The organism is Microbacterium invictum, assembly GCF_014197265.1.
In the GTDB taxonomy this organism is placed as follows: Bacteria; Actinomycetota; Actinomycetes; order Actinomycetales; family Microbacteriaceae; genus Microbacterium; species Microbacterium invictum.
In genome coordinates this window covers 393080-419043 of record NZ_JACIFH010000001.1, presented here as the reverse complement: position 1 = coordinate 419043, position 25964 = coordinate 393080, and the positions used below count along the sequence as shown (strand labels likewise).

The 25964-nt window shown below is 68.9% G+C and carries 25 protein-coding genes; 14 read left to right on the top strand and 11 right to left on the bottom strand.

The features are described from left to right. Window positions 1-70: 70 nt before the first annotated feature. From BKA10_RS02090 to BKA10_RS02045, 10 genes are all read left to right on the top strand, one after another. Window positions 71-1447: an MFS transporter gene (locus BKA10_RS02090; protein ID WP_183498387.1), complete on the top strand. Its 1377-nt coding sequence runs from the start codon at window positions 71-73 to the stop codon at window positions 1445-1447. Between the two features lie 71 nt (window positions 1448-1518). Next, entirely contained in the window at window positions 1519-2706 is a 1188-nt protein-coding gene (locus tag BKA10_RS02085) for an ROK family protein (RefSeq protein ID WP_183498386.1), read from the top strand. After that, on the top strand, window positions 2703-3749 hold the full coding sequence (locus tag BKA10_RS02080) for a sugar ABC transporter substrate-binding protein (RefSeq protein WP_183498385.1): 1047 nt from the start codon (window positions 2703-2705) through the stop codon (window positions 3747-3749). The genes BKA10_RS02085 and BKA10_RS02080 overlap by 4 nt, the downstream gene beginning before the upstream one ends. Before the next feature lie 10 nt (window positions 3750-3759). Further along, window positions 3760-4635 (top strand): ATP-binding cassette domain-containing protein, encoded by an 876-nt coding sequence (locus tag BKA10_RS02075; protein ID WP_183498384.1) that lies wholly within the window; start codon window positions 3760-3762, stop codon window positions 4633-4635. Continuing rightward, the gene (locus BKA10_RS02070; protein WP_183498383.1) at window positions 4632-5840 is read left to right on the top strand and encodes an ABC transporter permease subunit; all 1209 of its coding nucleotides are present in this window, start codon (window positions 4632-4634) and stop codon (window positions 5838-5840) included. Before BKA10_RS02075 ends, BKA10_RS02070 begins: the two co-directional genes overlap by 4 nt. 179 nt (window positions 5841-6019) lie before the next feature. Beyond that, window positions 6020-7114, top strand: coding sequence for a sugar ABC transporter substrate-binding protein (locus BKA10_RS02065; RefSeq protein ID WP_183498382.1), 1095 nt, complete (start codon window positions 6020-6022; stop codon window positions 7112-7114). A gap of 91 nt (window positions 7115-7205) precedes the next feature. Beyond that, entirely contained in the window at window positions 7206-7994 is a 789-nt protein-coding gene (locus BKA10_RS02060) for an ATP-binding cassette domain-containing protein (protein ID WP_183498381.1), read from the top strand. Then, a complete protein-coding gene (locus BKA10_RS02055) occupies window positions 7991-9265 on the top strand; it encodes a sugar ABC transporter permease (protein WP_183498380.1) in 1275 nt (424 codons plus the stop codon). The genes BKA10_RS02060 and BKA10_RS02055 overlap by 4 nt, the downstream gene beginning before the upstream one ends. Before the next feature lie 135 nt (window positions 9266-9400). After that, window positions 9401-10702 (top strand): DUF4921 family protein, encoded by a 1302-nt coding sequence (locus BKA10_RS02050; RefSeq protein WP_248199086.1) that lies wholly within the window; start codon window positions 9401-9403, stop codon window positions 10700-10702. Next, the gene (locus BKA10_RS02045; RefSeq protein ID WP_248199090.1) at window positions 10699-11817 is read left to right on the top strand and encodes a methyltransferase; all 1119 of its coding nucleotides are present in this window, start codon (window positions 10699-10701) and stop codon (window positions 11815-11817) included. The genes BKA10_RS02050 and BKA10_RS02045 overlap by 4 nt, the downstream gene beginning before the upstream one ends. Window positions 11818-11820: 3 nt before the next feature. Here BKA10_RS02045 and BKA10_RS16880 read toward each other — a convergent pair whose 3' ends face one another. Together BKA10_RS16880 and BKA10_RS02035 are read right to left on the bottom strand one after the other, a co-directional pair. Then, window positions 11821-12537, bottom strand: coding sequence for a DUF333 domain-containing protein (locus BKA10_RS16880; RefSeq protein ID WP_183498377.1), 717 nt, complete (start codon window positions 12535-12537; stop codon window positions 11821-11823). Window position 12538: 1 nt separating this feature from the next. Beyond that, window positions 12539-12949, bottom strand: coding sequence for a MarR family winged helix-turn-helix transcriptional regulator (locus tag BKA10_RS02035; RefSeq protein ID WP_183498376.1), 411 nt, complete (start codon window positions 12947-12949; stop codon window positions 12539-12541). A 74-nt stretch (window positions 12950-13023) separates the two neighbouring features. Between BKA10_RS02035 and BKA10_RS02030 the strand changes: the two genes are divergently transcribed. Then, window positions 13024-13395, top strand: coding sequence for a VOC family protein (locus tag BKA10_RS02030; protein ID WP_183498375.1), 372 nt, complete (start codon window positions 13024-13026; stop codon window positions 13393-13395). A gap of 98 nt (window positions 13396-13493) precedes the next feature. On the opposite strand, the gene nrdF is transcribed toward BKA10_RS02030, so the two are convergent. Genes nrdF through nrdH form a run of 4 tightly spaced genes read right to left on the bottom strand, consistent with a single transcriptional unit; the run spans window position 13494 to window position 17323 of the window. Further along, window positions 13494-14474, bottom strand: a complete 981-nt coding sequence (nrdF, locus tag BKA10_RS02025; protein ID WP_183498374.1) for a class 1b ribonucleoside-diphosphate reductase subunit beta — start codon at window positions 14472-14474, stop codon at window positions 13494-13496. A 35-nt stretch (window positions 14475-14509) separates the two neighbouring features. Continuing rightward, window positions 14510-16666 carry a class 1b ribonucleoside-diphosphate reductase subunit alpha gene (gene nrdE, locus BKA10_RS02020; protein WP_183498373.1) on the bottom strand — a complete coding sequence of 719 codons (2157 nt, stop codon included), beginning with the start codon at window positions 16664-16666 and terminating at the stop codon, window positions 14510-14512. After that, complete coding sequence (nrdI, locus tag BKA10_RS02015) at window positions 16648-17085, bottom strand: class Ib ribonucleoside-diphosphate reductase assembly flavoprotein NrdI (protein ID WP_183498372.1); 438 nt, start codon at window positions 17083-17085, stop codon at window positions 16648-16650. The genes nrdE and nrdI overlap by 19 nt, the downstream gene beginning before the upstream one ends. A 4-nt stretch (window positions 17086-17089) precedes the next feature. Further along, window positions 17090-17323: a glutaredoxin-like protein NrdH gene (nrdH, locus tag BKA10_RS02010; protein ID WP_183498371.1), complete on the bottom strand. Its 234-nt coding sequence runs from the start codon at window positions 17321-17323 to the stop codon at window positions 17090-17092. 349 nt (window positions 17324-17672) lie between these two features. On the opposite strand from nrdH, the gene BKA10_RS02005 reads away from it, so the two are divergent. Both BKA10_RS02005 and BKA10_RS02000 read left to right on the top strand, forming a co-directional pair. Continuing rightward, window positions 17673-18878, top strand: coding sequence for an MFS transporter (locus BKA10_RS02005; protein ID WP_183498370.1), 1206 nt, complete (start codon window positions 17673-17675; stop codon window positions 18876-18878). Between the two features lie 22 nt (window positions 18879-18900). Then, window positions 18901-19656: an alpha/beta fold hydrolase gene (locus tag BKA10_RS02000; RefSeq protein WP_183498369.1), complete on the top strand. Its 756-nt coding sequence runs from the start codon at window positions 18901-18903 to the stop codon at window positions 19654-19656. A gap of 21 nt (window positions 19657-19677) precedes the next feature. Here the strand turns inward: BKA10_RS02000 and BKA10_RS01995 are convergent, their stop codons facing one another. Further along, window positions 19678-20082: a pilus assembly protein CpaE gene (locus tag BKA10_RS01995; RefSeq protein ID WP_183498368.1), complete on the bottom strand. Its 405-nt coding sequence runs from the start codon at window positions 20080-20082 to the stop codon at window positions 19678-19680. A gap of 57 nt (window positions 20083-20139) precedes the next feature. Here BKA10_RS01995 and BKA10_RS01990 point away from each other — a divergent pair, with 57 nt between their 5' ends. Next, a complete protein-coding gene (locus BKA10_RS01990; RefSeq protein ID WP_248199092.1) occupies window positions 20140-21300 on the top strand; it encodes an acyl-CoA dehydrogenase family protein in 1161 nt (386 codons plus the stop codon). Here the strand turns inward: BKA10_RS01990 and BKA10_RS01985 are convergent, their stop codons facing one another. From BKA10_RS01985 to gadC, 4 genes are read right to left on the bottom strand one after another with little or no spacing between them, the layout of a single operon-like run. Continuing rightward, a complete protein-coding gene (locus tag BKA10_RS01985) occupies window positions 21301-22629 on the bottom strand; it encodes a threonine/serine exporter family protein (RefSeq protein WP_183498366.1) in 1329 nt (442 codons plus the stop codon). Between the two features lie 2 nt (window positions 22630-22631). Further along, window positions 22632-23981 (bottom strand): dipeptidase, encoded by a 1350-nt coding sequence (locus BKA10_RS01980; protein ID WP_183498365.1) that lies wholly within the window; start codon window positions 23979-23981, stop codon window positions 22632-22634. After that, entirely contained in the window at window positions 23981-24421 is a 441-nt protein-coding gene (locus BKA10_RS01975) for a hypothetical protein (protein WP_183498364.1), read from the bottom strand. The genes BKA10_RS01980 and BKA10_RS01975 overlap by 1 nt, the downstream gene beginning before the upstream one ends. Then, a complete protein-coding gene (gene gadC, locus BKA10_RS01970; protein ID WP_183498363.1) occupies window positions 24418-25860 on the bottom strand; it encodes a glutamate/gamma-aminobutyrate antiporter GadC in 1443 nt (480 codons plus the stop codon). Before gadC ends, BKA10_RS01975 begins: the two co-directional genes overlap by 4 nt. Window positions 25861-25964 lie beyond the last annotated feature (104 nt).

Below are 25964 nucleotides of genomic sequence, written 5' to 3'. Positions count from 1 at the left end.
TGCCTCTCAGCTAGCGTCGCCAGCGCGGCATCCCCTGTTGCCGCAGCGCTCTACAAGGAGGTACCAGCGCATGGCTTCTGCCCCTGCTCCCCAGACCGGCCAGACGGGTCTGCGCCGCGTCGTCGCGGCGTCGATGGCCGGCACGATCGTCGAGTGGTACGAGTTCTTCCTCTACGCCACGGCCGCCACGCTCGTGTTCAACATCATCATGTTCCCGCCGTCCGACGATCCGTACGCGGGTGTCATCGCGGCGTTCGTGACCTACGCGGTCGGCTTCGTCGCCCGCCCCCTCGGCGGCATCGTGTTCGGCCACTTCGGCGACAAGTACGGCCGTAAGAAGCTGCTGCAGCTCGCGATCATCCTCGTCGGCGTCGCGACGTTCCTCATGGGCTGCCTGCCGACGTTCGACCAGATCGGCTACTGGGCGCCCGCCCTGCTCGTGCTCCTCCGCTTCGCACAGGGCTTCGCCGTCGGCGGCGAGTGGGGCGGCGGCGTGCTGCTGGTCGCCGAGCACTCCCCCGACCGGTCGCGCGGATTCTGGGCCTCGTGGCCGCAGGCCGCGGTCCCGATCGGCAACCTGCTCGCGACGATCGTCCTTCTCGTGCTCAACGCGACGTTGTCGCAGGAGCAGTTCCTCGCGTGGGGCTGGCGCATCGGCTTCTGGCTGTCGGTGGTCATCGTCGCCATCGGGTACTACATCCGCACGCGGATCACCGACGCGCCGATCTTCCAGGAGGTGCAGAAGGAAGTCGTCGAGCGCAAGGACGTCGGCTACGGCGTGGTCGAGGTCATCAAGCGCTACCCGCGCGGCGTCCTCACCGCGATGGGCCTGCGGTTCGCCGAGAACATCATGTACTACCTCGTGGTGACGTTCTCGATCACCTATCTGAAGATCGCGCTCGAGATGGAGACCACCGCGATCCTGTCGTGGCTGGTCATCGCGCATATCGTGCACATGATCGTCGTGCCGATCGTGGGCGGCTTCACCGACCGCGTCGGACGCAAGCCGATCTACTTCATCGGCACCGTGGCCGCCGCCGCATGGGGCTTCATCGCGTTCCCGATGTTCGACACCAAGCAGCCGATCATCATCATCCTGGCCATCTGCCTGGGCCTGGTCATCCACTCGTTCATGTACGCACCGCAGCCATCGATCATGTCCGAGATGTTCCCGACGCGCATGCGCTACTCGGGCGTCTCGCTGGGCTACCAGGTCACCTCGATCGTGGCGGGCTCCCTCGCCCCGATCATCGCGGCGGCGCTGCTGAGCGAGTTCGACAGCTGGATGCCGGTGGCGATCTACCTCGCGATCGCAGCGGCCATCACGATGGTCGCGGTGCTCTCGATGCGGGAGACCAAGGGCATCTCGTTGCACGACGTCGACCAGGTCGACCGCGATCGCCTCGAGGCCGAGACCGCGGCGATCCGCGTTCCGTCGGAGCGCTGACCGACTCGCGTACCGGAGACGTCGGCCCCGTACCTGCTGAGGTTCGGGGCCGACGCGGTACAGTTGCCGGTGTGGTGCGCCGCAACACTCCGCCCGGGTCGCAGTCCTCACTGCGAGAAGCGAATCGAGCACGGCTGCTCGATTCGCTCAAGCGGCATGGGCGCCTGACGCAGATCGAACTGGCCGGCAGTACCGGATTGTCGCCCGCGACGGTGTCGAACATCGTCAAGGAGCTCACCGCCTCCGGCATCCTGCACACCTCGTTCACGTCGCGCAGCGGCCGGCGCGCCACCCTCGTCTCGCTCTCACGCGAAGTGGGCCTGGTCGCCGGGGCGCACTTCTCGACCCGGCAGCTGCACATCCAGGTCGCCGATGCCACACGCACCACCGTCGCCGAGACCTCGATCCCGCTGGCCCCCGGCCACCGGCACGACGCCGAGCTCGACCGGCTCAGCATCGTGCTCGGCGAGATGATGGAGGCGCTCGGCGGCAGCCTCGCCGACCTGCTCGCGATCGGACTGGGCGTGCCCGCGCCGATCGACCACCGCACCGGGATGGTGTCCACCCCGGGTCTGCTCCCCGGCTGGGAGGGCATCGACATCGCCACGAGCCTGTCCACCCGCACCGGCCGGCCGGTCTTCGTCGACAGCGAGCCGAATCTCGGCGCGCTGGCCGAGGCACGCGAGGGCGCCGCCCGCGGCGCCGCGTCGTCGGTGTACATCCGGGTCGGCCACACCATCAGCGCGGGCCTCGTCGTCGGCGGGGATCTGTTCCGCGGCGCGAGCGGCAAGACCGGCCAGATCGGTCACATGACCATCGACGAGAACGGCCCGATCTGCCGGTGCGGCAACCGCGGCTGTCTCGAGATGTACGCGGCCGGCCCCGCCCTGCTGTCGCTGTTCCCGCCCGCCGACGGCATGCAGCGGCTGCGGGATCTGCTCGCCGCATCGGATGCCGGTGTCTCCGGCGCCCAGCGGGCACTGGCCGACGCGGGCCGTCACATCGGCATCGCCGCGGCCAGCCTGTGCAACCTGTTCGACCCCGAGGTCATCGTCGTCGGCGGCGAACTGGCCGGCGCGGGCGAGATCCTCATGGCGCCGATGCGGCATTCGCTGCAGCGCTCGGCGCTGGCGGCCACCGGCGGTCTGCCGGAGATCGTGGGCACGTCGTTCGGCGAGTGGGCAGAGACCCGAGGGGCGATCGCGATGGCACTGGACCATGTCCGTGTCGACGCCGGCGTCTCCGCGATCACGGCATGACCCGCCTGCTGTCGCTCGCCCTCGCGGCGATCCTGGCCGTGTGTGCGCTCACCGCCTGCACCCCGGGATCGACGAGCGAGTTCGGGCCGATCGCCCTGCTGCTCCCCGACAAGAAGACCGCCCGGTACGAGACGTTCGACCGGCCGATCTTCGAGGAACGCGTGGCCGAGCTGGGCGACTACGACGTGCTCTACGCCAACGCGGATCAGGATGCCGCGCGCCAGCAGCAGCAGGCGGAGTCCGCCCTCGCCGCCGGCGCCGGAGTGCTCGTCCTCGACCCGGTCGACGCACGGGCGGCGATCACGATCGTCACCGCAGCCAACGCCCAGAATGTGCCGGTGGTCTCGTATGACCGCCTGGTCGCCGGCGGCGAGATGGCGTACTACATCTCGTTCGACAACGAGCGGGTGGGCACGCTGCAGGCCACCGCGCTCGTGGCCGCCCTCGAAGAGCGCGGACTGGGCGATGCCGGCATCCTGATGGTCCACGGCTCCCCCACCGACAGCAACGCCGCCCGGTTCCGCGAGGGTGCGCAGGGCGTCGTCGACGCGAGTGACCTGCGGGTGCTCGCCCAGTACGACACCCCGGATTGGAGCCCGGACAAGGCGCAGGACTGGGTCGCCGGGCAGATCTCGCTCTTCGGCGACGACATCGCCGGCGTGTATGCGGCCAACGACGGCACGGCCAGCGGCGCCGTCGCGGCCCTCCGCGCCGCCGCGGTGACCCCGTTCCCCATCGTCACCGGGCAGGACGCCGAGCTGACCGCCCTGCAGCGCATCGTGTCGGGTGACCAGTACATGACCGTCTACAAGGCGCTGAGGCTCCAGGCCACGCGCGCGGCCGAGGCCGCCGTCGACCTGCTCCACGGTCGCGAGATCACCGCCGAGACCGAGGTCGACGGCACCCCTGCCACGCTGCTTGACCCGGTCGCCGTCACGATCGACAACATCCTCGAGACCGTGGTCGCCGACGGGTTCTGGACGATCGACGACATCTGCACGCCCGCCTACACGGCTGCCTGCGACGCCGCCGGGATCCGCTGAGGCCGCCCCGATGAGCATCGCACCCCCGCCCCGCACCGGCCGCCATCGCGACCGCGTCCTGGCCATGCGCGGTATCGACAAGCACTTCGGCGCCGTCCGCGCCCTGACCGGTGTCGACTTCGAGGTGAACGAGGGCGAGGTGGTGGCCCTGGTCGGCGACAACGGCGCCGGCAAATCGACGCTCGTGAAGGTGCTCGCCGGCGTGCACCCGCCCGACGGCGGAACGATCGAGTTCGACGGCGACCCGGTGCACATCGGCAGTCCCGCCGACGCGCAGGAGTTCGGCATCGCCACCGTGTTCCAGGACCTCGCCCTGTGCGACAACCTCGACGTCGTCGCCAACCTGTGGCTCGGCCGCGAACTGGTCGAAGGCGCGCGCCTCGACGAGGTCGACATGGAGCAGCGCACCTGGGCGCTGCTGCGCGAGCTGTCGGCCAAGATCCCCTCCGTGCGCACCCCGGTCGCATCGCTGTCCGGCGGCCAGCGGCAGACCGTCGCGATCGCCCGGTCGCTCATCGGGGAGCCCCGTGTCGTGATCCTCGACGAGCCGACCGCAGCCCTCGGGGTCGCCCAGACCGCCGAGGTCCTCAACCTCATCGAGCGGCTCCGCGAACGGGGCCACGGCGTCGTGCTGATCAGTCACAACATGGCCGATGTGATGGCCGTCGCCGACCGCATCGTCGTGCTGCGGCTGGGCCGTAACAACGGCGAGTACAACGCCGCTGAAGTCACCAGCGAGATCCTGATCGCCGCCATCACCGGCGCCGTCGACAACTCGGTCTCGCGCCGCGCGACACCGCCTGTCGTACCCGACACCCGCACGGACGGCACCGTCATCCCGCTGACCTCGCGCGAGCGACGCCGCCCCGGAGGCGGCGCCTCGTGAGCATCGACGACCTCGAGCGCGAAGGCGTCGGCGGCACCGCCGCACGCGTGTGGGCGCGCGTGCGCGGCGGTGACCTGGGTCCGCTGCCGGTGATCCTCGGTCTCGCGGTCATCTGGACCGTCTTCCAGATCCTGAACCCGGTGTTCCTCTCCAGTCGCAACCTCGTCGACCTCACGATGCAGTGCGCGGCGATCGGCACGATGGCCCTGGGCATCGTGCTCGTGCTGCTGCTGGGCGAGATCGACCTGTCCGTCGGATCGGTGTCGGGGCTGGCCGCCGCGATCCTGGCCGTCTCGTTCGTGCAGCTGCAGTGGCCGCTCGTCCTGGCGATCGTCGCCGCCCTGGTCGCCGGCTGCCTGGTGGGTGTGCTCTACGGCATCCTGTGCACCAGGCTCGGCCTGCCGAGCTTCGTGATCACCCTGGCGGGACTGCTGGGGTTCCTCGGGCTGCAGCTGTGGGTGCTGGGGGATGCCGGGTCGATCAATCTGCCGTTCGACTCGTGGCTCGTGCAGTTCGCCCAGCACCTGTTCCTGCCGCCGTGGGCCGCCTACCTCGTCGTTGCGGCCGGCATGGCCGCATACGCCTGGTCCCTCGTCCGACGGGCCCGGCGCCGCGCGGCGGCGAACCTGGACAGCCAGAGCTACCGCAGCATTGCGCTGCGCACCGGCCTGCTGCTCGTGCTGCTGCTGATCGCCGCGTGGTACCTCAACCAGTCCCGCGGCGTCGGGGTCATGTTCCTCGTGTTCCTGCTGCTGGTGGTGCTGGCCCATCTCGCCCTCACGCGCACCCGCTGGGGGCGGGCCGTCTATGCAGTCGGCGGCTCGGTCGAAGCCGCCCGGCGCGCCGGCATCCGCGTGGACCGGATCTATCTCTCGGTGTTCGCGCTGTGCTCCACGCTCGCCGCGTGCGGTGGCATCTTTGCCGCGGCGCGCCTGGCCGCGGCGAACCAGAGCTCCGGTGCCGGCGACACGCACCTCAACGCGATCGCGGCGGCCGTCATCGGCGGCGCCTCGCTGTTCGGCGGGCGCGGCACGGCGTTCGCCGCGTTGCTGGGGGTCATCGTGATCCAGTCGATCTCGTCCGGCCTGACGCTGCTGAACCTCGATTCGGCGATCCAGTTCATGGTCACCGGCGTTGTGCTCGTCCTCGCCGTCACCGTCGACTCGCTGTCGCGCCGCAGCCGCGCCGCCAGCGGCCGCGCCTGACAGCGGCATCCATTCGCACAGCCTGCGCTGCCGGTTGTGCGTTCAGCGCTCGAACGGGGCCGGGCAGTTGCCAAAGCGTTACGTTCAAGTCTTGACGCCAAGACGTGAACGCATCATGATCGTCTTCAGCGCACAGTCGCGCTGACACCCGAATCGCATTCGAAGATGAGAGGCGAAAGATGAAGAAGTCTTCCCTGTCCACCATGGCCGCGCTCAGCGGAGCGGCCATGCTACTGCTCGCCGGTTGTGCCGGCGGCGGCTCCCCCACCCCGACCGGAGACGGCGACACCGACGGCGATACGACCGCCTCGCGGGCCTGCGTCATCCTGCCCGACGCGGCCTCCTCGCCGCGCTGGGAGAACTTCGACCGCAAGTACCTGCAGGAGGGCCTGGAGGGCGCCGGCTTCGAGGTCGACATCCAGAACGCTCAGGGCGACACCTCGAAGTTCGCCACGATCGCCGACCAGCAGCTGACCCAGGGCTGCGGCGTCATGCTCCTGGTCGACTACAACGGCGCCGCCGAGGGCGTGGCCACGAAGGCCACCGGCCAGGGCATCCCCGTCATCGCCTACGACCGCCCGTTCGCGGGCGCGGACTACTACGTGTCGTTCGACAACGTCGAGGTCGGCCGGCTCCAGGGCCAGACGGTGCTCAACGGACTCGAGACCGCGGGCGTGGCCCCGGCCGACGCGCAGGTGTTCTACATGGGCGGTGACCCGACCGACGGCAACGCGAAGATGTTCCACGACGGCGCCGTCGAGGTCATGGAGGCCGCCGGCATCAGCGCGGTCGCCGAGCCCACCGGAGTGTGGGACGGCGCCAAGTCGCAGACCAACTTCGAGCAGGCCCTCACCGCCAACGACGGCAAGGTCGACGGTGTCTGGGCTGCCAACGACACCAACGCCGACGGCGTCATCAAGGTCCTGCAGGACAAGGGCCTCACCGGCGTCGCCGTCTCGGGTCAGGACGCCAACCTCGAAGGCCTGCGCAACATCCTCACCGGGTGGCAGACCGCGACCGTCTACAAGCCGGTCAAGCTCGAGGCCGAGGCCGCCGTCGAGGTCGCCATCGCCCTGCTGAACGGCGAGACGCCCGACGCAGACCAGCAGCTCGAAGACGGCACGCCGTACATCGCCGTCACCCCGGTGCTGGTCGGACCCGCGGAGGTGAAGGACGTCGTCGCCGCCGGAGACGCCTCGGCCGACGAGGTCTGCGCCGGTGAGATCGAAGGCGTCAGCCTCGCCGACAAGTGCGCGGAGTTCGGGGTCCAGTAACCCGTTCGCGAAGTGCGGGGCGTCGCGTCGTCACCGACGCGGCGCCCCCTCGCGCGACTCGCCGAAGCACCCGAAGCACAAGGAAGCGAACATGTCACAACCGATCATCGAACTGAGGGGCGTGAAGAAGTCCTTCGGCCCCGTCAACGTCCTCCGCGACGTCAACCTGCAGGTCCATCCCGGCAAGGTCACCGCACTCGTCGGCGACAACGGCGCCGGCAAGTCCACGCTCATCAAGGGCCTGGCCGGCGTCCAGCCCTATGACGACGGCGAGATCCTCTTCGACGGTGAGCCCGTCACCCTCCACACCCCGCGCGACGCCGGCAACCTCGGCATCGAGGTCGTCTACCAGGACCTCGCGCTGTGCGACAACCTCGACATCGTCCAGAACATGTTCCTCGGGCGCGAAGAGCTGTCGGCGGGGACGTTCGACGAGGGGCGCATGGAGCGCGACGCCTCCGACACGCTGCGCTCGCTGTCGGTGCGCACCGTCAAGTCGGTGCGCCAGAAGGTCTCGAGCCTGTCCGGAGGGCAGCGCCAGACCGTCGCGATCGCCCGCGCCGTGCTGAAGAAGGCCCGCGTCGTCATCCTCGACGAGCCGACCGCGGCTCTCGGCGTCGCGCAGACCGAGCAGGTGCTCCACCTGGTCCAGCGGCTGAGCGAGCAGGGCGTCGCCGTCGTTCTCATCAGCCACAACCTCGCCGACGTCTTCGCCGTCGCCGACGACATCGCGGTCCTCTACCTCGGCCAGATGGTGGCCCAGGTCGCGAAAGACGACACCACCCGCGACGACATCGTGGGATACATCACCGGCACGAAGGTCCCCGAAGGCGTGGATCTCATCGGCACCAGCAACATCCCCACCGGAGGCGACGCATGAGCGCGGCAACCAGCGAACGCACCGAGGCGGCGCCCGATCCGCTCTCCAGCGACCTCATCGGCAGCGGCGTCGAAGGCGGCCTGGCCGACCAGTTCACCGCGTGGTGGCAGCGCGTCCGCGGCGGCGACATGGGGGCCCTTCCCGCCATCGCCGGCCTCATCTTCCTGGCGATCCTCTTCGGCATCCTGAGCCCGTACTTCCTCACCCCGATCAACTTCGCGAACCTGATGAACCAGGCCGCGTCTCTCGTGGTGCTCGGCATGGCACTCGTCTTCGTGCTGCTGCTCGGCGAGATCGACCTGTCCGCCGGCGTCACCGGCGGAGTCGCGATGGCAGGGTTCGCGGTGCTGAACGTGAAGTTCGGGGTCCCTTGGCCCGTCGCCCTCCTGATCGGGTTCGGCATCGGCCTGGCCACCGGCGCGCTGATCGGGTTCCTCGTGGCCCGGGTCGGCATCCCGTCGTTCGTGGTGACGCTGGGCCTGTTCCTCGGCTATCAGGGGCTCGCGCTGCTCATCATCGGCGCGGGCGGCCTGTACCCGATCAACGCGCCCGAGCTGATCGCGCTGCAGAACGGCCGACTGCCGGTCTGGGGCGGGTGGGCCATGCTCGCGGTGATGCTCCTGATCTCGGGCGGCACCTCGTACTGGGACCGCCGCCGCCGGACCCGCGCGGGCGTGCCCAACCGGGCGATCTCGCTCGTGTGGATCAAGCTCGGCGTGATCGCCGTGCTCGGGGGCGCCGCCGTGGCGATCCTCAACCTCAACCGCTCGCAGTCGGTCATCCCGATCGAGGGCGTGCCGGTCATCGTGCCGGTCGTGCTCGCGATCATCTGGATCGGCACGTTCGCGCTGGATCGCACCCGCTTCGGCCGGTACATCTACGCCATCGGCGGCAACGCCGAGGCCGCCCGGCGCTCGGGCATCAAGGTGCGGTGGGTCAAGTGGTGGTGCTTCGTGATCTGCTCGGGGCTCGCCGTCATGGCGGGACTGTTCGCCCAGACACGCATCGGCTCGGTCGACGGCGCCGCCGGGCGCGACATCGTCCTGTCGGGTGTCGCTGCGGCGGTGGTCGGCGGCGTGAGCCTGTTCGGCGGCCGCGGGCGCCTGGTGCACGCGGCCATCGGCGCGCTGGTCATCGCCTCCATCACGAATGGCCTGGGCCTGCTGCGCCTGGAGGCGGGCATCAACCTGCTGGTGACCGGCGGCGTGCTGATCCTCGCCGCCACGGTCGACGCCCTCTCACGGCTGCGAGGCGGAAACACGAGAACGTAACACCGGTGCTCCACAGCGCCCATGCCACCACCACCGGCGGGAACAGCAATCGGACGATGCGGGCGCGATCGCCGTCCAGGCGGCCTGCGCCGCCACGCGCAGGTCCGCCGGTGCCGGGAGGTTAGGCTGGACGACGTGAGCGACGGGGCGGAACGGGCGATCGTGCGGATGCCGGACGGCACCGTCAAGCAGATCGGGCCGCTGACCGGCACCAGGGTGTGGACAGTGCCGGGGCGGGCGAATCGGCCGCTGTCGGTCCCCCGCACCGAGCCCCGCCGGCTCGCCCGCGGTGAGCACTCGCGCCTGTGCGCGTTCTGCTCCGACCGCTACCTCGAGACGACTCCGGAGAAGACGCGTCTGGTCGGCCCGGACTTCGCCGAGCATCGTCGCGTGCCCGCTTCCGAGCTGTTCGACACGGTCGCCGAGTTCCGCCGGTTCGCGAACCTGTTCGAGATCGTCTCGGCCGAGTACTGGCGCGAGAACCACGGCTTCCGCCAGCCGTCCGCCGTGTTCGAATGGGCGCAGCAGTATCTGGCCGATCCGGCAGGCCGGGACCACATCGAGCACCTCGCCGACGTGCGGGCTGCGGCCTCCGGCATCCGCCCCTCCGTCGAAGAAGCCGCCCTCGACCTGCTCGGCGGCTCGCACGACGTCATCGTCGCACGCCGGCACGTGATCGACGGCGCGAAGACGGACGACCAGCTGGTCTCTTCGGGCGTGCTGACTCACGCCGAACACGCCGCCTACTTCGCGTTCACGGTGCGCTCGCTCGCCGAGATCCAGGCCGCGCAGCCCAATGCCGCCTATGTCGCCGTGTTCCAGAACTGGCTGCGGCCCGCCGGCGCGTCGTTCGAGCACCTGCACAAGCAGCTCGTCGCGATCGACGATCACGGCCCGCAGGTCGACCGCGAGCTGAACATGCTGGCGTCCGACCGGCACATCTACCAGCGCAGAGAGGTCGACCTCGCCGTGTGCGAGCGGCTGCTCGTCGCCGCGAACGACGGCGCCGTGGCGTTCGCCGGCATCGGTCACCGCTATCCGGCTTTCGTGGTGTGCTCGACCTCCGACGCCCACCTGCCACAGGATCATTCGGAGGCCGGCATCCGCGCCGTCGCCGACCTCGTCCACGCCCTGCACGCGGCGACCGGCGTGCACGTGCCGACCAACGAGGAGTGGCACTACCGACCGCCGGGGGCGCCGTGGCCGATGCCGTGGCGCGTCGTGCTGAAGTGGCGCATCTCGAACCCGGCCGGATTCGAAGGCGGCACCAAGGTCTATGTGAACACGATCGACCCGTGGGAGCTGCGCCGCCGAGCGGTCGGGTCCCTCGTCGAGCTGCGCGCGCAGGGACGGCTGGCGCCCGGCATCCGCATCGGCGACGAATGCGTCGCCGGCGACGCACGCCTCCGCTACGCCGACGGGTTCGACGACCAGTGAGCTTCGCCTTCGACGAACTGTCCCGCTGGCCCGACGCCAGCGGGCCCGACCTTGTGGCCGTCGACAGCGCCGACCGGCTGATCCTGGATGAGGCGGATGCCGCGCTGGCCGCAGCGGGCGACGGCGGAGTCGTCGTGATCGGCGACGGGTACGGAGCGCTCTCGCTGGCGATCGCACACACCGGAACGCGCGATGTCCGCGTGCATCAGGACGCCGTCACCGGCGAGCGGGCGCTGGCAGCCAACGCCGAACGGTTCGGCCTGAGCCCGGCCGTGCGCTCCCTGCCGCTCGGCCCCGCGCTCGTCGAAGGCGCCCGCGTCGTGCTTCTGCGGCTGCCGCGGTCGCTCGACGCGCTCCGCGACATCGCGGGGCTGATCGCCGCGCATGCCGCGCCCGATGTGACGGTGTTCGCCGGCGGTCGCCTCAAGTACATGACGCCGGCGATGAACGACGTGCTGCGCGAGTTCTTCGACACGGTCGATGTCACCCTCGCCCGGCAGAAGTCCCGCGTGCTGATCGCCCGGGGTCCGCACGACGGGCGTGAGCCCGTCGCTACCGCCGGCCGGGACGGCATCCTCGAGCTGCGTGCGTACGGCGGCGCGTTCGCCGGCGCGCGCCTGGACATCGGCACACGGCTGCTCCTGGCCTACCTTCCGCACCGGCCGCCCGGCGGGACCGCCGACGACCCGTTCATCGACTTCGCCTGCGGGACGGGTGCGGTTGCCGCGCACGTGGCGCTCCGGCATCCGTCACACTTCGTGTACGCGACCGACACTTCGGCCGCCGCCGTCGCGTCGGCACGCGAGACGATGGTCGCCAACGGCGTCGCCGACCGGGTGACGGTCGTGCGCGATGATCTGCTCAGCCGGCGCCCCGATGCGAGTGCGTCGTTCATCGCGCTGAATCCCCCGTTCCACAGCGGTGGCGCGGTCACCGACCGTCTCGCCACCCGCATGTTCGACGAGGTTGCCCGCGTGCTGCGACCCGGCGGCGAGCTGTGGTGCGTGTGGAACTCGCCGCTCCACTACCGGACGGAGCTGGCCGACACGATCGGCATCACCGTGCAGATCGCCCGCAACGCGAAGTTCACCGTCACCCAGTCGACGAGGGCGTGAGAGTCACCCGACCGCGTCGGGGAAGACGTCGGGCAGGACGGCCTGGTCGAACCGGAACACCCCGGCCAGGTCCTTGCCGCGCACCGTGTCGGCGCTGTAGTACGCGATCCCCCACTCGTCGATGAACGAGCCGTCCGCGAAGGTGCAGACCGCCACGACGGTGTCCACCGGGGCTTCGTCGTCGACCAGTCCCCCACCGCGCAGGCTCGGACCGTATGCGATGGCGCCGCCGAGGTCGGTGCAGTGCGCGGCCGCCGGGTTGCCGGCGGCTTCACCCATGGGCGCTTTGGCGAGATAGGCGAGCGCGGCCAGCGTCGGCTGTTCCGAGTACAGCGACACCGGATCGACGTAGATGCGCGTCGACGACTCGCCCTCGCCGGCTTCGAATCGGCAGACGCTCACCGGCTCGCCGAGGGCGGTCCAGGTCGAGGGGTCGTCGTTCGTGCCGAACATCGGCTGCCGGTGCTGAACCAGGCCGCCCTCGGTGATGCAGTATTCCTCGGCTGCGGCGTCGATGGATGCCGCGCCGCCGGCGCCGTCGTCCGTTTCGCCGCCTCCGGTGGCCCCGTCACCGTCGTCACCCGGTGCCGGCGTGCTGCTGCCCGGGCTCGTCGACGGCGGCGCGGGCGTGACGGCAGGCTCAGGCACGCAGCCGGCCAGCGCGATCGCGACGAGCACCGCGGCCGCGGCGCCTGCGGCTCGGAGTGACCGGCGCGCCACGTCAGACGCGCCCGGCGCGCATGCCGTCAAGCGATGCGGCGACCTTCGGCAGCTGCGCCGCGAGAGCCCGATCAAGGCTGCTCAGCCGCGCCTGGGCTTCGGCGAGCACCTGCGCGCCCTTGTCCGTGACGCTGAGGTCGCTCGCGGCACCGGCGTGCGCGGTGGCATCGGCGACCAGCCCTTCGTCGACGAGCATCCGCACCGCGGTGTGGGCGGACTGGACGGTGATGTGCGATCGGCGGGCGAGCTCTGAGAACGAGATGCCCGGCTCACCGCCGATGTGCCCGAGCAGACCGAACTTGCGCGTCGAGATGCCGAGGCTCCTCAGCTCTGCGGACAGCTGCCCCTCCCATGCCGCCGACACCGCCAACAGGGCGATGACGGGACTGAAGCGCGGAGGGACATCGACCATGGATCAATGCTAGCGAGCCGCTGTCGGTGTCCGTGGCCAGCGGTACCGTGACACGCAAGAGAAAGGACGGTCCCATGGATTGGAAGATCGAGCTGATCTTCGTGCCGGTCACCGACGTCGACCGCGCCAAGGAGTTCTATGTCCGCATCGGCTTCAACGCCGACCATGACCACACGCCCTCCCCTGGACTGAGATTCGTGCAGCTGACGCCGCCCGGATCCGCATGTTCGATCGCGATCGGCGAAGGGCTCGGCGGCAAGCTCGAGCCAGGCCGGCAGGACACCATCCAGGTGGTCATCCCCGATGCCGATGCCGCGCTCGCTCAGCTGCGTGAGGCCGGAGTCGATGCGCGCGGAGTGGACGAACAGGACTGGGGCCGCTTCGTCACCTTCGACGACCCCGACGGCAACACCTGGACGCTCCAGCAGATGCCTCAGTGGTCGTGAGGTCGCTATTGGTCGTCGTCTTCACGCCCCGGCGAGCGCTTGTGTGAGCATCTCGCCGGGGGCGTCTTCGTTGGTGTTGTCCGCGCGTTTCCGCGGGTTCAGAAGTCCCAGTCGTCGTCTTCGGTCGCGACGGCCTTGCCGATCACGTAGCTCGAACCCGACCCGCTGAAGAAGTCGTGGTTCTCGTCCGCGTTGGGCGAGAGCGCCGACAGGATCGCCGGGTTCACATTCGTCACCGTCGCCGGGAACATCGCCTCGTAGCCGAGGTTCATGAGGGCCTTGTTCGCGTTGTAGTGCAGGAATTTCTTGACGTCCTCGGTCAGCCCGATGCCGTCGTACAGGTCCTGGGTGTACTGCACCTCGTTGTCGTAGAGCTCGTACAGCAGCGAGAAGGTGTAGTCCTTGAGCTCATCGCGCTCGGCCTGCGACAGCTTCTCGAGCCCCTTCTGGTACTTGTAGCCGATGTAGTAGCCGTGCACGGCCTCGTCGCGGATGATGAGGCGGATGATGTCGGCGGTGTTGGTCAGCTTGGCCTTGGACGACCAGTGCAGCGGCAGATAGAAGCCGGAGTAGAACAGGAACGACTCGAGCAGCGTCGAGGCGACCTTGCGCTTGAGCGGCTCGTCGCCACGGTAGTAGTCCATGACGATGTGCGCCTTCTTCTGAAGGTTCTGGTTCTCGACCGACCACCGGAACGCGTCGTCGATCTCGGGCGTCGAGCACAGCGTCGAGAAGATCGACGAATAGCTCTTCGCGTGCACGGATTCCATGAACGCGATGTTCGTGTACACGGCTTCTTCGTGCGGGGTGATCGCGTCGGGGATGAGCGACACGGCACCCACGGTGCCCTGGATGGTGTCCAGGAGCGTGAGTCCGGTGAACACCCGCATCGTGGCGGTCTGCTCTTCAGGGGTGAGCGTCGCCCACGACTGGACGTCGTTGGACAGCGGCACCTTCTCGGGCAACCAGAAGTTGTTCACCAGGCGGTTCCAGACCTCGAGGTCCTTGTCGTCCTGGATGCGGTTCCAGTTGATCGCCTGAACGTCGTCGACCAGCTTGAGCGGTTCGTGGGGGGTCATCATTGCTTCTCTCTAAAAAATCCCAGGTCAGAGCATCACAGCATGCAGCTGACGCACTCCGCCATGTCGGTTCCCTCGAGGGCCATCTGCCGCAGGCGGATGTAGTAGATCGTCTTGATGCCCTTGCGCCATGCGTAGATCTGCGCCCTGTTGATGTCACGGGTGGTGGCGGTGTCCTTGAAGAACAGCGTCAGCGACAGGCCCTGGTCGACGTGCTGCGTCGCCGCGGCATAGGTGTCGATGACCTTCTCGTAGCCGATCTCGTACGCGTCCTGGTAGTACTCCAGGTTCTCGTTCGTCATGAACGGAGCCGGGTAGTAGACGCGACCGATCTTGCCTTCCTTGCGGATCTCGATCTTCGACGCGATCGGGTGGATCGAGCTCGTCGAGTTGTTGATGTACGAAATCGAGCCGGTCGGCGGCACGGCCTGCAGGTTCTGGTTGTAGATGCCGTGCTTCTGGATCGACGCCTTCAGCTCAGCCCAGTCCTCCTGCGTCGGGATGTGCTTGCCGGCGAACAGCTCGGCGACCTTCTCGGTCTCGGGCACCCAGGCACGATCGATGTACTTGTCGAAGAACTCCCCCGACGCGTAGGTCGACTCCTCGAACCCGTCGAAGGCGACGCCGCGCTCGATCGACAGCAGGTTCGATGCGCGCAGCGCGTGGAACAGCACCGTGTAGAAGTAGATGTTCGTGAAGTCGAGGCCCTCTTCCGAACCGTAGTGCACGTGCTCGCGCGCCAGGTAGCCGTGCAGGTTCATCTGGCCGAGGCCGATGGCGTGCGAGCGGTCGTTGCCCACCTCGATGGAGCGCACCGAGGAGATATGGCTCTGGTTGCTGACCGCGGTGAGCCCCCGGATCGCCGTCTCGACCGTGATGCCCAAGTCATCGGCATCCATCGCCAGCGCGATGTTCATCGAGCCGAGGTTGCACGAGATGTCCTTGCCGATCTGGTCGTATGAGAGGTCTTCGTTGTACGTGGTCGGCGTGTTCACCTGCAGGATCTCGCTGCAGAGGTTCGACATGTTGATGCGGCCGGCGATGGGGTTCGCCTCGTTCACCGTGTCCTCGAACATGATGTACGGGTAGCCCGACTCGAACTGGATCTCGGCGATCGTCTGGAAGAACTCGCGCGCCTTGATCTTGGTCTTCTTGATGCGCGCATCGTCGACCATCTCGCGATACTTCTCGGTGACCGAGATGTCGCCGAACGGCACGCCGTAGACCCGCTCGACGTCGTAAGGCGAGAAGAGGTACATGTCCTCGTCGTTCTTGGCGAGCTCGAACGTGATGTCGGGCACGACGACACCCAGCGAGAGCGTCTTGATGCGGATCTTCTCGTCGGCGTTCTCTCGCTTCGTGTCGAGGAAGCGCATGATGTCGGGGTGGTGGGCGTTCAGGTACACCGCGCCGGCACCCTGGCGGGCACCGAGCTGGTTCGCGTAGCTGAAGCTGTCTTCGAGCAGCTTCATCACGGGGATGATGCCGCTGGACTGGTTCTCGATCTGCTTGATCGGCGCGCCCGACTCGCGGATGTTCGACAGCAGGAGCGCCACTCCGCCACCGCGCTTGGACAGCTGCAGCGAGGAGTTGATGCCACGCGAGATCGACTCCATGTTGTCTTCGATGCGCAACAGGAAGCAGCTGACGAGCTCACCGCGCTGCGCCTTGCCGGCGTTGAGGAACGTCGGGGTGGCCGGCTGGAAGCGGCCGGAGATGATCTCCTCGACGAGGTTGATCGCCACCTGCTCGTCGCCGTCCGCGAGTCCGAGCGCGGTCATCACGACGCGGTCTTCGAAACGCTCGAGGTACCGCTTGCCGTCGAACGTCTTCAGCGTGTAGCTCGTGTAGTACTTGAACGCGCCGAGGAAGGTCTCGAAGCGGAACTTCTTGCTGTACGCGAGGTCGTTGAGCTTCTGGATGAACTCGTGCGAGTACTTCGCGAGAAGCGCACCGTCGTAGTACTCCTTCTCGACCAGGTAGTCGAGGCGCTCCTTCAGCGAGTGGAAGAACACCGTGTTCTGGTTGACGTGCTGGAGGAAGTACTCCCGCGCCGCCCGCTTGTCGGCGTCGAACTGGATCTTCCCGTCGGCGCCGTACAGGTTGAGCATCGCGTTGAGGGCGTGATAGTCGAGCCCCTCGAAACGCGCGTCGGTCTTGAAGGTCGTCTCGATCACTGCAGCTTCCACCATGATTCCAATCCGTCGCGCACGCGCACGACGTCCTCGGGCGTGCCGAACACTTCTAGCCGGTACAAGTACGGCACGTTGCACTTGCGGCTGATGATCTCTCCGGCGAGCCCGAAGGCTGCGCCGAAGTTGGTATTTCCCGCGGAGACCACTCCGCGGATGTTGCTCCGGTTGCGCTCGTCGTTGAGGAACCGGATGACTTGCTTGGGGACCGCGCCCTTCTCATGGTCGCGGCCCTGTCCCCCGCCGTAGGTGGGGGAGACGAGTACGAACGGCTCGTCCACCACCAGCGGAGGCTCGCCGGGATACAGCGGGATCCGGGATGCCGGCATGCCGAGCTTCTCGATGAATCGCGCCGTGTTGCCCGAGACGCTGGAGAAGTACACGAGCAGCGGCGCGCTGGTTGCTGTCGCCGCGCTCATGTCGTCACGCGAGGCGGGAGGCCAGCTCGTCGATCTTGTCGGGACGGAAGCCCGACCAGTGGTCCTCGTCGGTGACGACGACCGGCGCCTGCAGGTAGCCGAGCGACTTGACGTGCTCGAGTGCCGTGGGGTCCTCGGACAGGTCCAGAACCTCGTAGTCGATGCCCTTCGAATCCAGTGCGCGGTAGGTCGCATTGCACTGAACGCAGGAAGGCTTCGTGTAAACCGTGATCGCCATGTGAACCGGCGTCTCCCCTCAAAAATCCGTGTGTTCCTCGATCAAGCCTGACCGGGAGTCCAATACTACATATGGGTACCGACATTCGATAGCACCACAAGGGATAGTAGTTACATCCGTGTAGTTTTCCCCCGCTCTCCCCAGATACAACACAACTTGTCCACCGTTTCATCCACAGGCGGGCACCCTGTTTCGAACCTGGAAAAGCGCTGAATCACGCCCCTTTCCGGGACCGGCGCGAGACCTATCCACAGGGCCGACGATACGAGGGGGTTCCGACACGCCCGAGCCTGTGGAAACTCGCCTCGGCGTGTCGTCGGCGTGTCGCGCACGGCGGTACCGTTGAGGCGTGGCCGGCTATCGGGATCTCCTTCGCACTCCCGGGGTGGGACGCATCATCGCGGCGCAGCTGACCGCCCGCTTCCCGAACGGCATGACGAGCCTGGCGATCCTGCTGCACGTCGAGCAGGTGACCGGCTCCTACGGCGCGGCCGGCATCGTGCTGGCCGCCGCGTCGGTCGGCCAGGCGGTGTCGGGACCGGTGACGAGCCGCTGGATGGGCGTGTGGGGCATCCGCCGCGTCCTCACCCTCACCACCACCGTGTGCGCGGCCGCCGTCCTCATCCTGGCGCTCGTGCCCATGGGCCTGCCCGGGTACATCGTGTTCGGACTGCTCGCGGGCCTGTCCACGCCGCCGGTGCAGTCGGCGGTGCGCACGATCTACCCGAAGCTGGTGACCTCCCGTCAGCTCACGCCGCTGTTCTCACTGGATGCGAGCCTGCAGGAGATCATCTGGATCTTCGCGCCCGTCGTCATCACGATCGTCGCCACGCAGGTCGGCACCGTCACGGGCCTGCTGCTGATCGTCGTGTTCCTCGTCGGCGGCGGCGCCTGGCTGATCGCTTCCCCCGAGGTGGGACGGGTCCGCATCCCGCGCAGCCGCCGTGCGTTCGGCCGTGTCCTGGCCAGACCGGTCGTCCTGCTCGCGACGATCACCGGGTTCCTGCTGATCGGGGCGTGCGCGGCCATCGAGGCCGGGGTCGTGGCGACCTTCGGCCACGGCGGCCTGGAGGCCGGGCTCGTGCTCGCGATCTTCTCGGTCGGCTCTCTGGCCGGCGGCCTGTCGTTCGGCCACATTCCGATCGGCCGGTGGGCGATGGCGCGCCGGTTCGCGATCGTCGCCGTGGGCATCACCGCCACGATCTTCTCGCTGTCGTTCTGGTGGCTGAGCGCGTCGCTGTTCGTCGCCGGCATCGGCATCGCCCCCGCACTGGCCGTGATGTTCGCCATGACCTCCGCGAGCGTCAAGTTCAGCGAGACGGCCGAGGCGTACGGCTGGATCAGCACCGGCCAGCTCATCGGCGCGGCGGCGGGCTCGGCGGTCGCCGGCTTCCTCATCGACGGGGTGGGCCCCGTGGGGGCCTACTGGGCCGGGGCGATCTTCGCGACCGTCGGCGTCATCGTGGCCACGACGTGCGTGCGCGGGTTCCCTGACCTGCGCGGCCGGGATGTGAGCCCGATCCCCGACACCGAACCCGTGACGACGATCACCTGAGCGGCGTCCTACGCTGGACCCCATGCCCACACCGGTCACGCTCCCCCGCCTCACATGGGGCTCGTCCCTCTCCTCGCGCCGCGCGCTGCTCGTGCACGGGCTCGGCTCCAACGCCGCTCTCATGTGGCGCTACGGCGTCGCCCTGTCCGACGCCGGCTGGCGCGCCGACGCCGTCGACCTCCGCGGTCACGGCGCCGCACCTCGCGTGCTCGACTACTCGATCGCGGCGTATGCGAGCGACCTGCAGCACGCCGCGACCGACGACGACGCGCCCTGGGACCTCGTCGTCGCGCACTCCCTGGGCGGTGCCGCGGCGACGGTGGCCAGCGCCGGATCGCCGGCCTGGACCCGGCGCCTCGTGCTCATCGACCCCGCCATCGCGCTGAACGACCACGACCGCGACGTGGTGCGAGGCAGCCAGGAGCGCTCGTTCGCCGAACCGACCGTGGCCGCGGTCCGCGCCGAGCACCCCGCCTGGCACGAGAACGACATCGAGCTGAAGGCCCTGTCGGCGCAGCAGGCCAGCCGGTGGGCCGTCGAGCAGACCAGCATCCAGAACACCCCGTGGGACGTGCGCGATGCCGCCGCCCGCCTGACCGTGCCGACCCGCATCATCGCCAGCGACCCGAAGGTGTACTCGATCTTCAAGGGCGCCCTGGCCGACGAGGTGCTGGGCAACCCCGTGATCACGATGTCGGTCGTGTCCGGCGCCGGACACTCGCTGCACCGCGACCGCCCCGAGGACTCGATGCGCCACCTGCTCGACGCGATCGCCTGACCCGCGCCGCGCGCCGCTTGATCAGAGTGCGCGGCGCAGCAGCTCCCGCACGGCGAGGGCGTACGCGTCCTCGGGCTGCGGATGCTCGAACTCCAGGAGCTCCCCGGCGACCTCGATCTCGACCCGGTGCGTGTCGGGCAGGCGCGTGAGCGAGCGGAACGTGGCGCGCAGGAGCTCTCGCAGCTGATCCTCACGCGGCAGCCAGAGCGCGTCCTCGAGCGCGACCGAGTCCAGCGCCCACTCCGTCGTGCCGTTGAACGCGAGGATCGTCCCGGTCGGATACCGGCGCGGCTCGATCGTCATCTCGCTCACGGTGAACACGTCCGCATCGAACTCCGGCTCGTCGAGCTGGAAGCGGTCGCCGGATGCCGGATGCCACTGCAGTCCGCTCTCGCGCAGCGCCCGGGCGAGCTCGGTCGAGATCATGCGTCCATCCTCCCCCGGGGCGCCCTCCCGCGGCATCCGCAGGACGACAATGGAACGGTGAGCACCTTCGATCCCACCGTCTTCCTCCCCGACGACCTGCTCGAGCGCATCCGCTCGCGCGCGGCGCAGGTCGATCGCGACAACGTCTTCCCCGATCAGGACCTGGCCGAGCTGATGGATGCCGGATACCTCAAGATCCTGGTCCCCGCAGAGCTCGGCGGGGCCGGCCTGACGCTCGCGCAGACCTCGGTCCTGCAGCAGCGGCTCGCGACCGCCGCGCCGGCGACGGCTCTCGCGCTCAACATGCACCTGGTGTGGACGGGCGTGGCGAAGGTGGCCGGTGACCGGGGCATCGACTCGATGCGGTTCGTGCAGGAGGGTGCGGCGGCCGGCGAGGTGTTCGCGTTCGGGGTCAGCGAGGCCGGCAACGACCTGGTGCTGTTCGGTAGCGACACAGCGGCCGTGCCGCAGCCGGACGGGTCGTATGCGTTCACGGGCACGAAGATCTTCACCTCGCTCGCCCCGGTGTGGACACAGCTGGGGCTGCACGGGCTCGACACGACCGGTGACGACGGCCCCACGCTCGTGTACGCGTTCGTGCCGCGCACCGACGCCGTCGTCACGCGCGACGACTGGGACACGCTCGGCATGCGCGGTACGCAGTCGCGGACGACCGAGCTGCACGGGGCCGCCGCCCCCGCGGATCGCGTCGTGCGGCGCCTCGATCCGGGCCCGAGCCCCGACCCGTTCGTGTTCGGCATCTTCAGCGTGTTCGAGCTGCTGCTCGCCTCGGTGTACACCGGCGTCGCCCGCCGCGCCCTGGACGTCGCCGTCGACGTCGCGCGAACCCGGCGGTCGAAGAAGTCCGGCAAGAACTACGCCCAGGATCCCGACATCCGCTGGCGGGTGGCCGAGATGGCGCTCGCGTACGACGCGCTCCTGCCGCAGCTGGCGTCCCTGACCCGGGACGTGGACGAGCGGGTCGAACACGGGCCGCTCTGGTTCGCGAAGCTGAGCGGGGTGAAGCACCGCGCGGCCATGACGGCCAAGCAGGTCGTCGACGAGGCCATGCTGGTCGCGGGCGGTTCGTCGTACTTCACCCGCAGCGAGCTCAGCCGGCTCTACCGCGATGTGCTGGCGGGCCTGTTCCATCCCTCCGACCCCGAATCGGCGCACAGCACGGTCGCGGCGGCGTGGCTCGGCCCGCTCGAAGACTGATCACGCGCGCTCCTCGCGGTCCTTCGACGACGACTGCGCCCGCCGCGTGAACCACCAGGTGAACTTGCGGGGTGGTGCCTCCGGTGACGGCATCGCGATGGCGAACACCGCTTCGGTGCCGTGGTGGATCGCCCGGTACATCGCCGTGCCGATCAGCACGCCCAGGGCGATGGACAGGACCGACGCGAGCGCCTGCGTGAAGTCGGGCCGGCCGACGTCGGTGGCGACGAGCGCGGTCAGCCCCGCGAGTCCCGCGGCCCCGGGCACGAGCAGCCAGAACGCGGGCAGGAACGTCAGCTGCGAGGGCGCGCCGTGGCGCAGTGCCGCGATCCACAGAACGACCGGTGTCATCGCGACCGCCCCGATGAATCCGCTGACGGCCGGCCCGATGAGCGCGGCCCCGACCAGCTGTCCGAAGTAGGCCACGAACAGTGCGAGCAGCACCCACCCGAACGTGCGCACCGGGGCGGAGAAATGCAGGTAGTTGCCGACGGCGAAGACGACGACTCCGGTGAGCGGCACCCACCACGCGACCACCACGGGGGTATCCGTCGGCGTGTATATCGCCGAATCCACGCCGAGGATCGTGCCGCCGGCGAGGATGCCGAACGCCAGCAGGCCGAGCTGAACGAAGCCGTAGACCAGCCGCGACGATCCGGCGAGCATCTGCCCGGCCGCGAGCTCGACCGTCCCGGTGGTGAGGGCCCCGCCGGGAAGGAACGTCACCAGCGGTGCGATGAGCAGGCTGATCGGGTCGCCGATGTCGAGGACTCCCGTCAGCCCGAACACGGCCACCGCGCAGATGCCCGCCGCCACCACCGGCATGATCAGCTGCAGGGTCGAGGAGGGCACGAGCTTGAGCAGTCCGATCACGGCGCCGAGCACGAACGCGACGATCACGCCCTGCCAGGTGGGGGCGAGCAGCAAAGCGAGCCCGGCGGTGAGCACGGCGTGACCGAGCGTGCGGAGGAACCATCCGCGCGAGGGCCGCATCCGGCCGATCTCGTTGAGGCGTTCGATGCCGTCGTCGGGATCGACCTCGGCGAGCTTGGCCTCTTCGATCAGGGTGTACAGCGCCGCGATCTGATCGAAGCGGAACGACACATTGGTCGACGAGCGGATCACCACCCTGCCCCGCTCGGCGCCCCCCGTCTCCACGAGGATGACCGTCGGCAGGATCATGAAGTCCGTGTCGTCGCTGCCGTACGCGGTCGCGACCCGGGCCATCGTCTCCTGCACCCGGTCGACCGACTCCGCCGACGCGTTCATCCCTTCGGCGAGCCCGAGCAGGAATCTGCCCAGAACGTCGTCGTCGGGCGTGCCGGACACTGTCAGTGCGCGTCGTCGAATGACTGGAGCAGCAGCGCCACGGCGACCGCCAGCCGCTCGATCTCGCCCGGGTCGACGCTCTCGTTGGGCGCATGGATCAGCGCCAGCGGCTCCTCGACGCCCATGAGGATGATCTCGGCGCCCGGGTAGGTGTCGGCGAACACATTGCACAGCGGAATCGACCCGCCCTGGCCGAGCATGGTCATCGGCGTGCCGTAGGCCTCCTGCATCGCCGCCGCGAGCGCGCGGTAGGCCGGGCCGTCGGTCTTCGCCTCGAACGGGGCCCCCTCCGCCTCCACTGCCACCTCGACGTGCACACCCCACGGCGCGGCCGCGCGCACGTGGCTCTCCAGTGCCGCGTGCGCCTGGGCGGGGTCGATGCCGGGCGGGATGCGCAGATTCAGGCGTGCCGCCGCGCGCGGCACGATCGAGGCGGACGACCCGAGGACGGGCGGGCAGTCGATGCCCAGCACGGTGACCGCGGGCCGCGCCCAGAGCATGTCGGAGACCGTGCCGTCGCCGAGCAGCGTCACGCCGTCGAGCACACCGGCATCCGCCCGGAACTGATCGGGGGGATACTCCTCGCCGGTCCACCGTCCCCCGGCGTCGAGCCCGGTGATGGTCGTGTTGCCGTCGGCGTCCCGCAGCGAGGCGAGCATGGCGATGAGCGCCGCGAGCGCATCGGGCGCGGGCCCGCCGAACATGCCGGAATGCACCTCCGAGCCCAGCGCCTCCACGGTGACCACGACGTTCACCATGCCGCGCAGGCTGACGGTGGCGGCGGGCCGGCCCACGGCGGCGTTTCCGGTGTCGCACACGAGAATCACGTCGGCGCGCAGCACATCGGGGTTGGCGGCGACGTACGCTTCGAGCCCGCCGGTGCCCTGCTCCTCCGACCCCTCGACCACGACTTTCAGGTTCACCGGAATGTGGTCGCCGAGCGCGCGGAGGGCGAGCAGGTGCGCGACGATGTTCCCCTTGCAGTCTGCGGCGCCCCGGCCGTACCAGCGTCCATCGCGATCGGTGAGGGTGAACGGCGGCGTGTGCCACGCCTTCTCGTCGAGGGGCGGCTGCACGTCGTAGTGGGAGTACAGGAGCACCGTCGGGGCCTCCGGATGCGCGCCGGTCAGGGAGCCGACGACGGCCTTGCTGCCGTCGGGGGTCGGCTCGAGCCGCGCATCGTCGAAGCCGAGCGCTGCGAAGCGGTCGCGCACCCACGTGGCGGCCCGTTCGCACTCCTCGGGAGGGAACTGCCGCGGGTCGGCGACCGAGCGCATGGCCACCAGCTCGGCGAGCTCGTCGCGCGCGGCCGGCATCATCGCGCGGATCCGGCCCTGCACGTCGGCGGCCATCAGCTGCTCGTCGTCTGGAGGCTGTCGACGAACTCGCGGAACTCGTCGAGCTCGTCGGGGCAGTACACCTCGATGATGGCGAGCTGTCCCTGGAACAGCCGGCTGTCCACGAGCACCGGTCTGATGCCCGGTCCCCCGGCGCCGTTCGACAGCAGCGCGAGCAGAGTCGATCTGCTGAGCGCTCCGTTGGGGTCGGCGCAGGTCGCGCCGCCGCTCGTGCCGAGCACGCGGGCGACGGCTTCGGGCGACATGGTCACGTCGGCTCCGGCCCCCTCGAGCGTCTCGATGAGCTGCGCCGCCTTCGTCTCGGCTTCGGCGGTGGCCTTGTCGCCCCGCCACGTCGCGAACATCACGACACCGAGGACCACCAGTGCGATGACCACGATCGTGTACAGCACCGAACGCTCACGGCGGGGCTGCTGCTCCATGCCCGTGCTCATGATTCCGTTCCTTTCGATTCCTCGGGCTGCTTCCATGACGGCTTGCGGAACTTGTAGAACAGGAACGGCACCAGCAGTCCGAGTCCCAGGGCGCCGCCTGCCACGATGACGAAGTAGATCCACGGGTTCCCGCCGCCGAACTGCGAGGGCGGGATGAAGCCGACCAGCAGGGCTGCCAGGGACGCGGCGAACCCGACGCCGCACAGGCCGATCAGCATCGGCGCACGGTAGCCCCGCGGGTGCTCCGGGTGCTTGCGCCGCAGCTGCACCGCGGCCCAGAACATCAGCAGATACATGATGAGGTACACCTGCGTCGTGATGACCGAGAAGATCCAGTAGGCACTGGACACGTCCGGGATGAGCGCGTATCCGAGGGCGATGATCGAGGTGACGATGCCCTGCGTGACGAGGAGGTTCTGCTGGATGCCGTTCTTGTTCAGTTTCTGCAGGAACGGCGGCAGGTAGCCCTCCTCACGCGAGATCAGCAGCAGACCCTTCGACGGACCCGCCAGCCAGGTGAGCATCCCGCCGAGGGAGGCCGCCACGAGCATGAGACCCACGATCGGGGTGAGCCACTGCCAGCTGAAGGCCGCGAAGACCGCGTCGAAGGCCTGCATGACACCCGCTGTCAGCGACAGCTGGTCGGCGGGCACCACCCAGGCGATGGCGAGCGCCGGCAGGATGAAGATCAGCAGCACGAGGCCCATCGACAGGAAGATCGACTTCGAGTAGTCCTTCTTCGGGTTGCGCAGCGACGAGACGTGCACCGCGTTCATCTCCATGCCGCTGTAGGACAGGAAGTTGTTCACGATCAGCACGAGGCTCGCAAGCCCGGCCCACTGCGGCAGCAGGTTCTGCGCGGTCATCGGCGCGGCCGAGGGGTTGCCCTGCCCGAGGAAGACGGCACCGAGGATCACGAGGACGGCACCGGGGATCAGCGTGCCGATGATGAGGCCGCCGCTGGCCAGTCCCGCGACGCCCTTGGTGCCACGGGACGAGATGAACACGCCTGACCAGTAGCACACCATGATCACCAGCGCCGTCCAGACGCCGTTGTTGGCCAGGTCGGGATTGATCACATACGCCAGCGTGCTCGCGACGAACCCCAGCAGGCTCGGGTAGTAGAAGATCGTCATCGCGAACTGACACCACACCGCGAGGAACCCCATGGGCTTGGAGATGCCCGTGGACACCCATTTGTACACGCCGCCTTCCCAGCCCGAGGCGAGTTCGGCCGCCACCAGCGAGGTCGGCAGCAGGAACACGATCGCGGGTATCAGGTACAGGAAGACGGCGGCCAGGCCGTAGATCGCCATCGTCGGCGCCGGCCGCAGGCTCGCGACCGAACTGGTCGTCATGAGCGCCAGGGCGACCCATGAGATGTAGACGATCGGTGGCGCCTTCGGACGCAGACGACCGCCCGCGCCTGCGACGCTCATGACGGCGCCACCACATCGCGCGGAATGCGCCTACTGCGAACGGTACGAATCGAGTGAAATGCGCTGCACGACATGGGATCGCCTCCCGAATCAATGAATCCTGC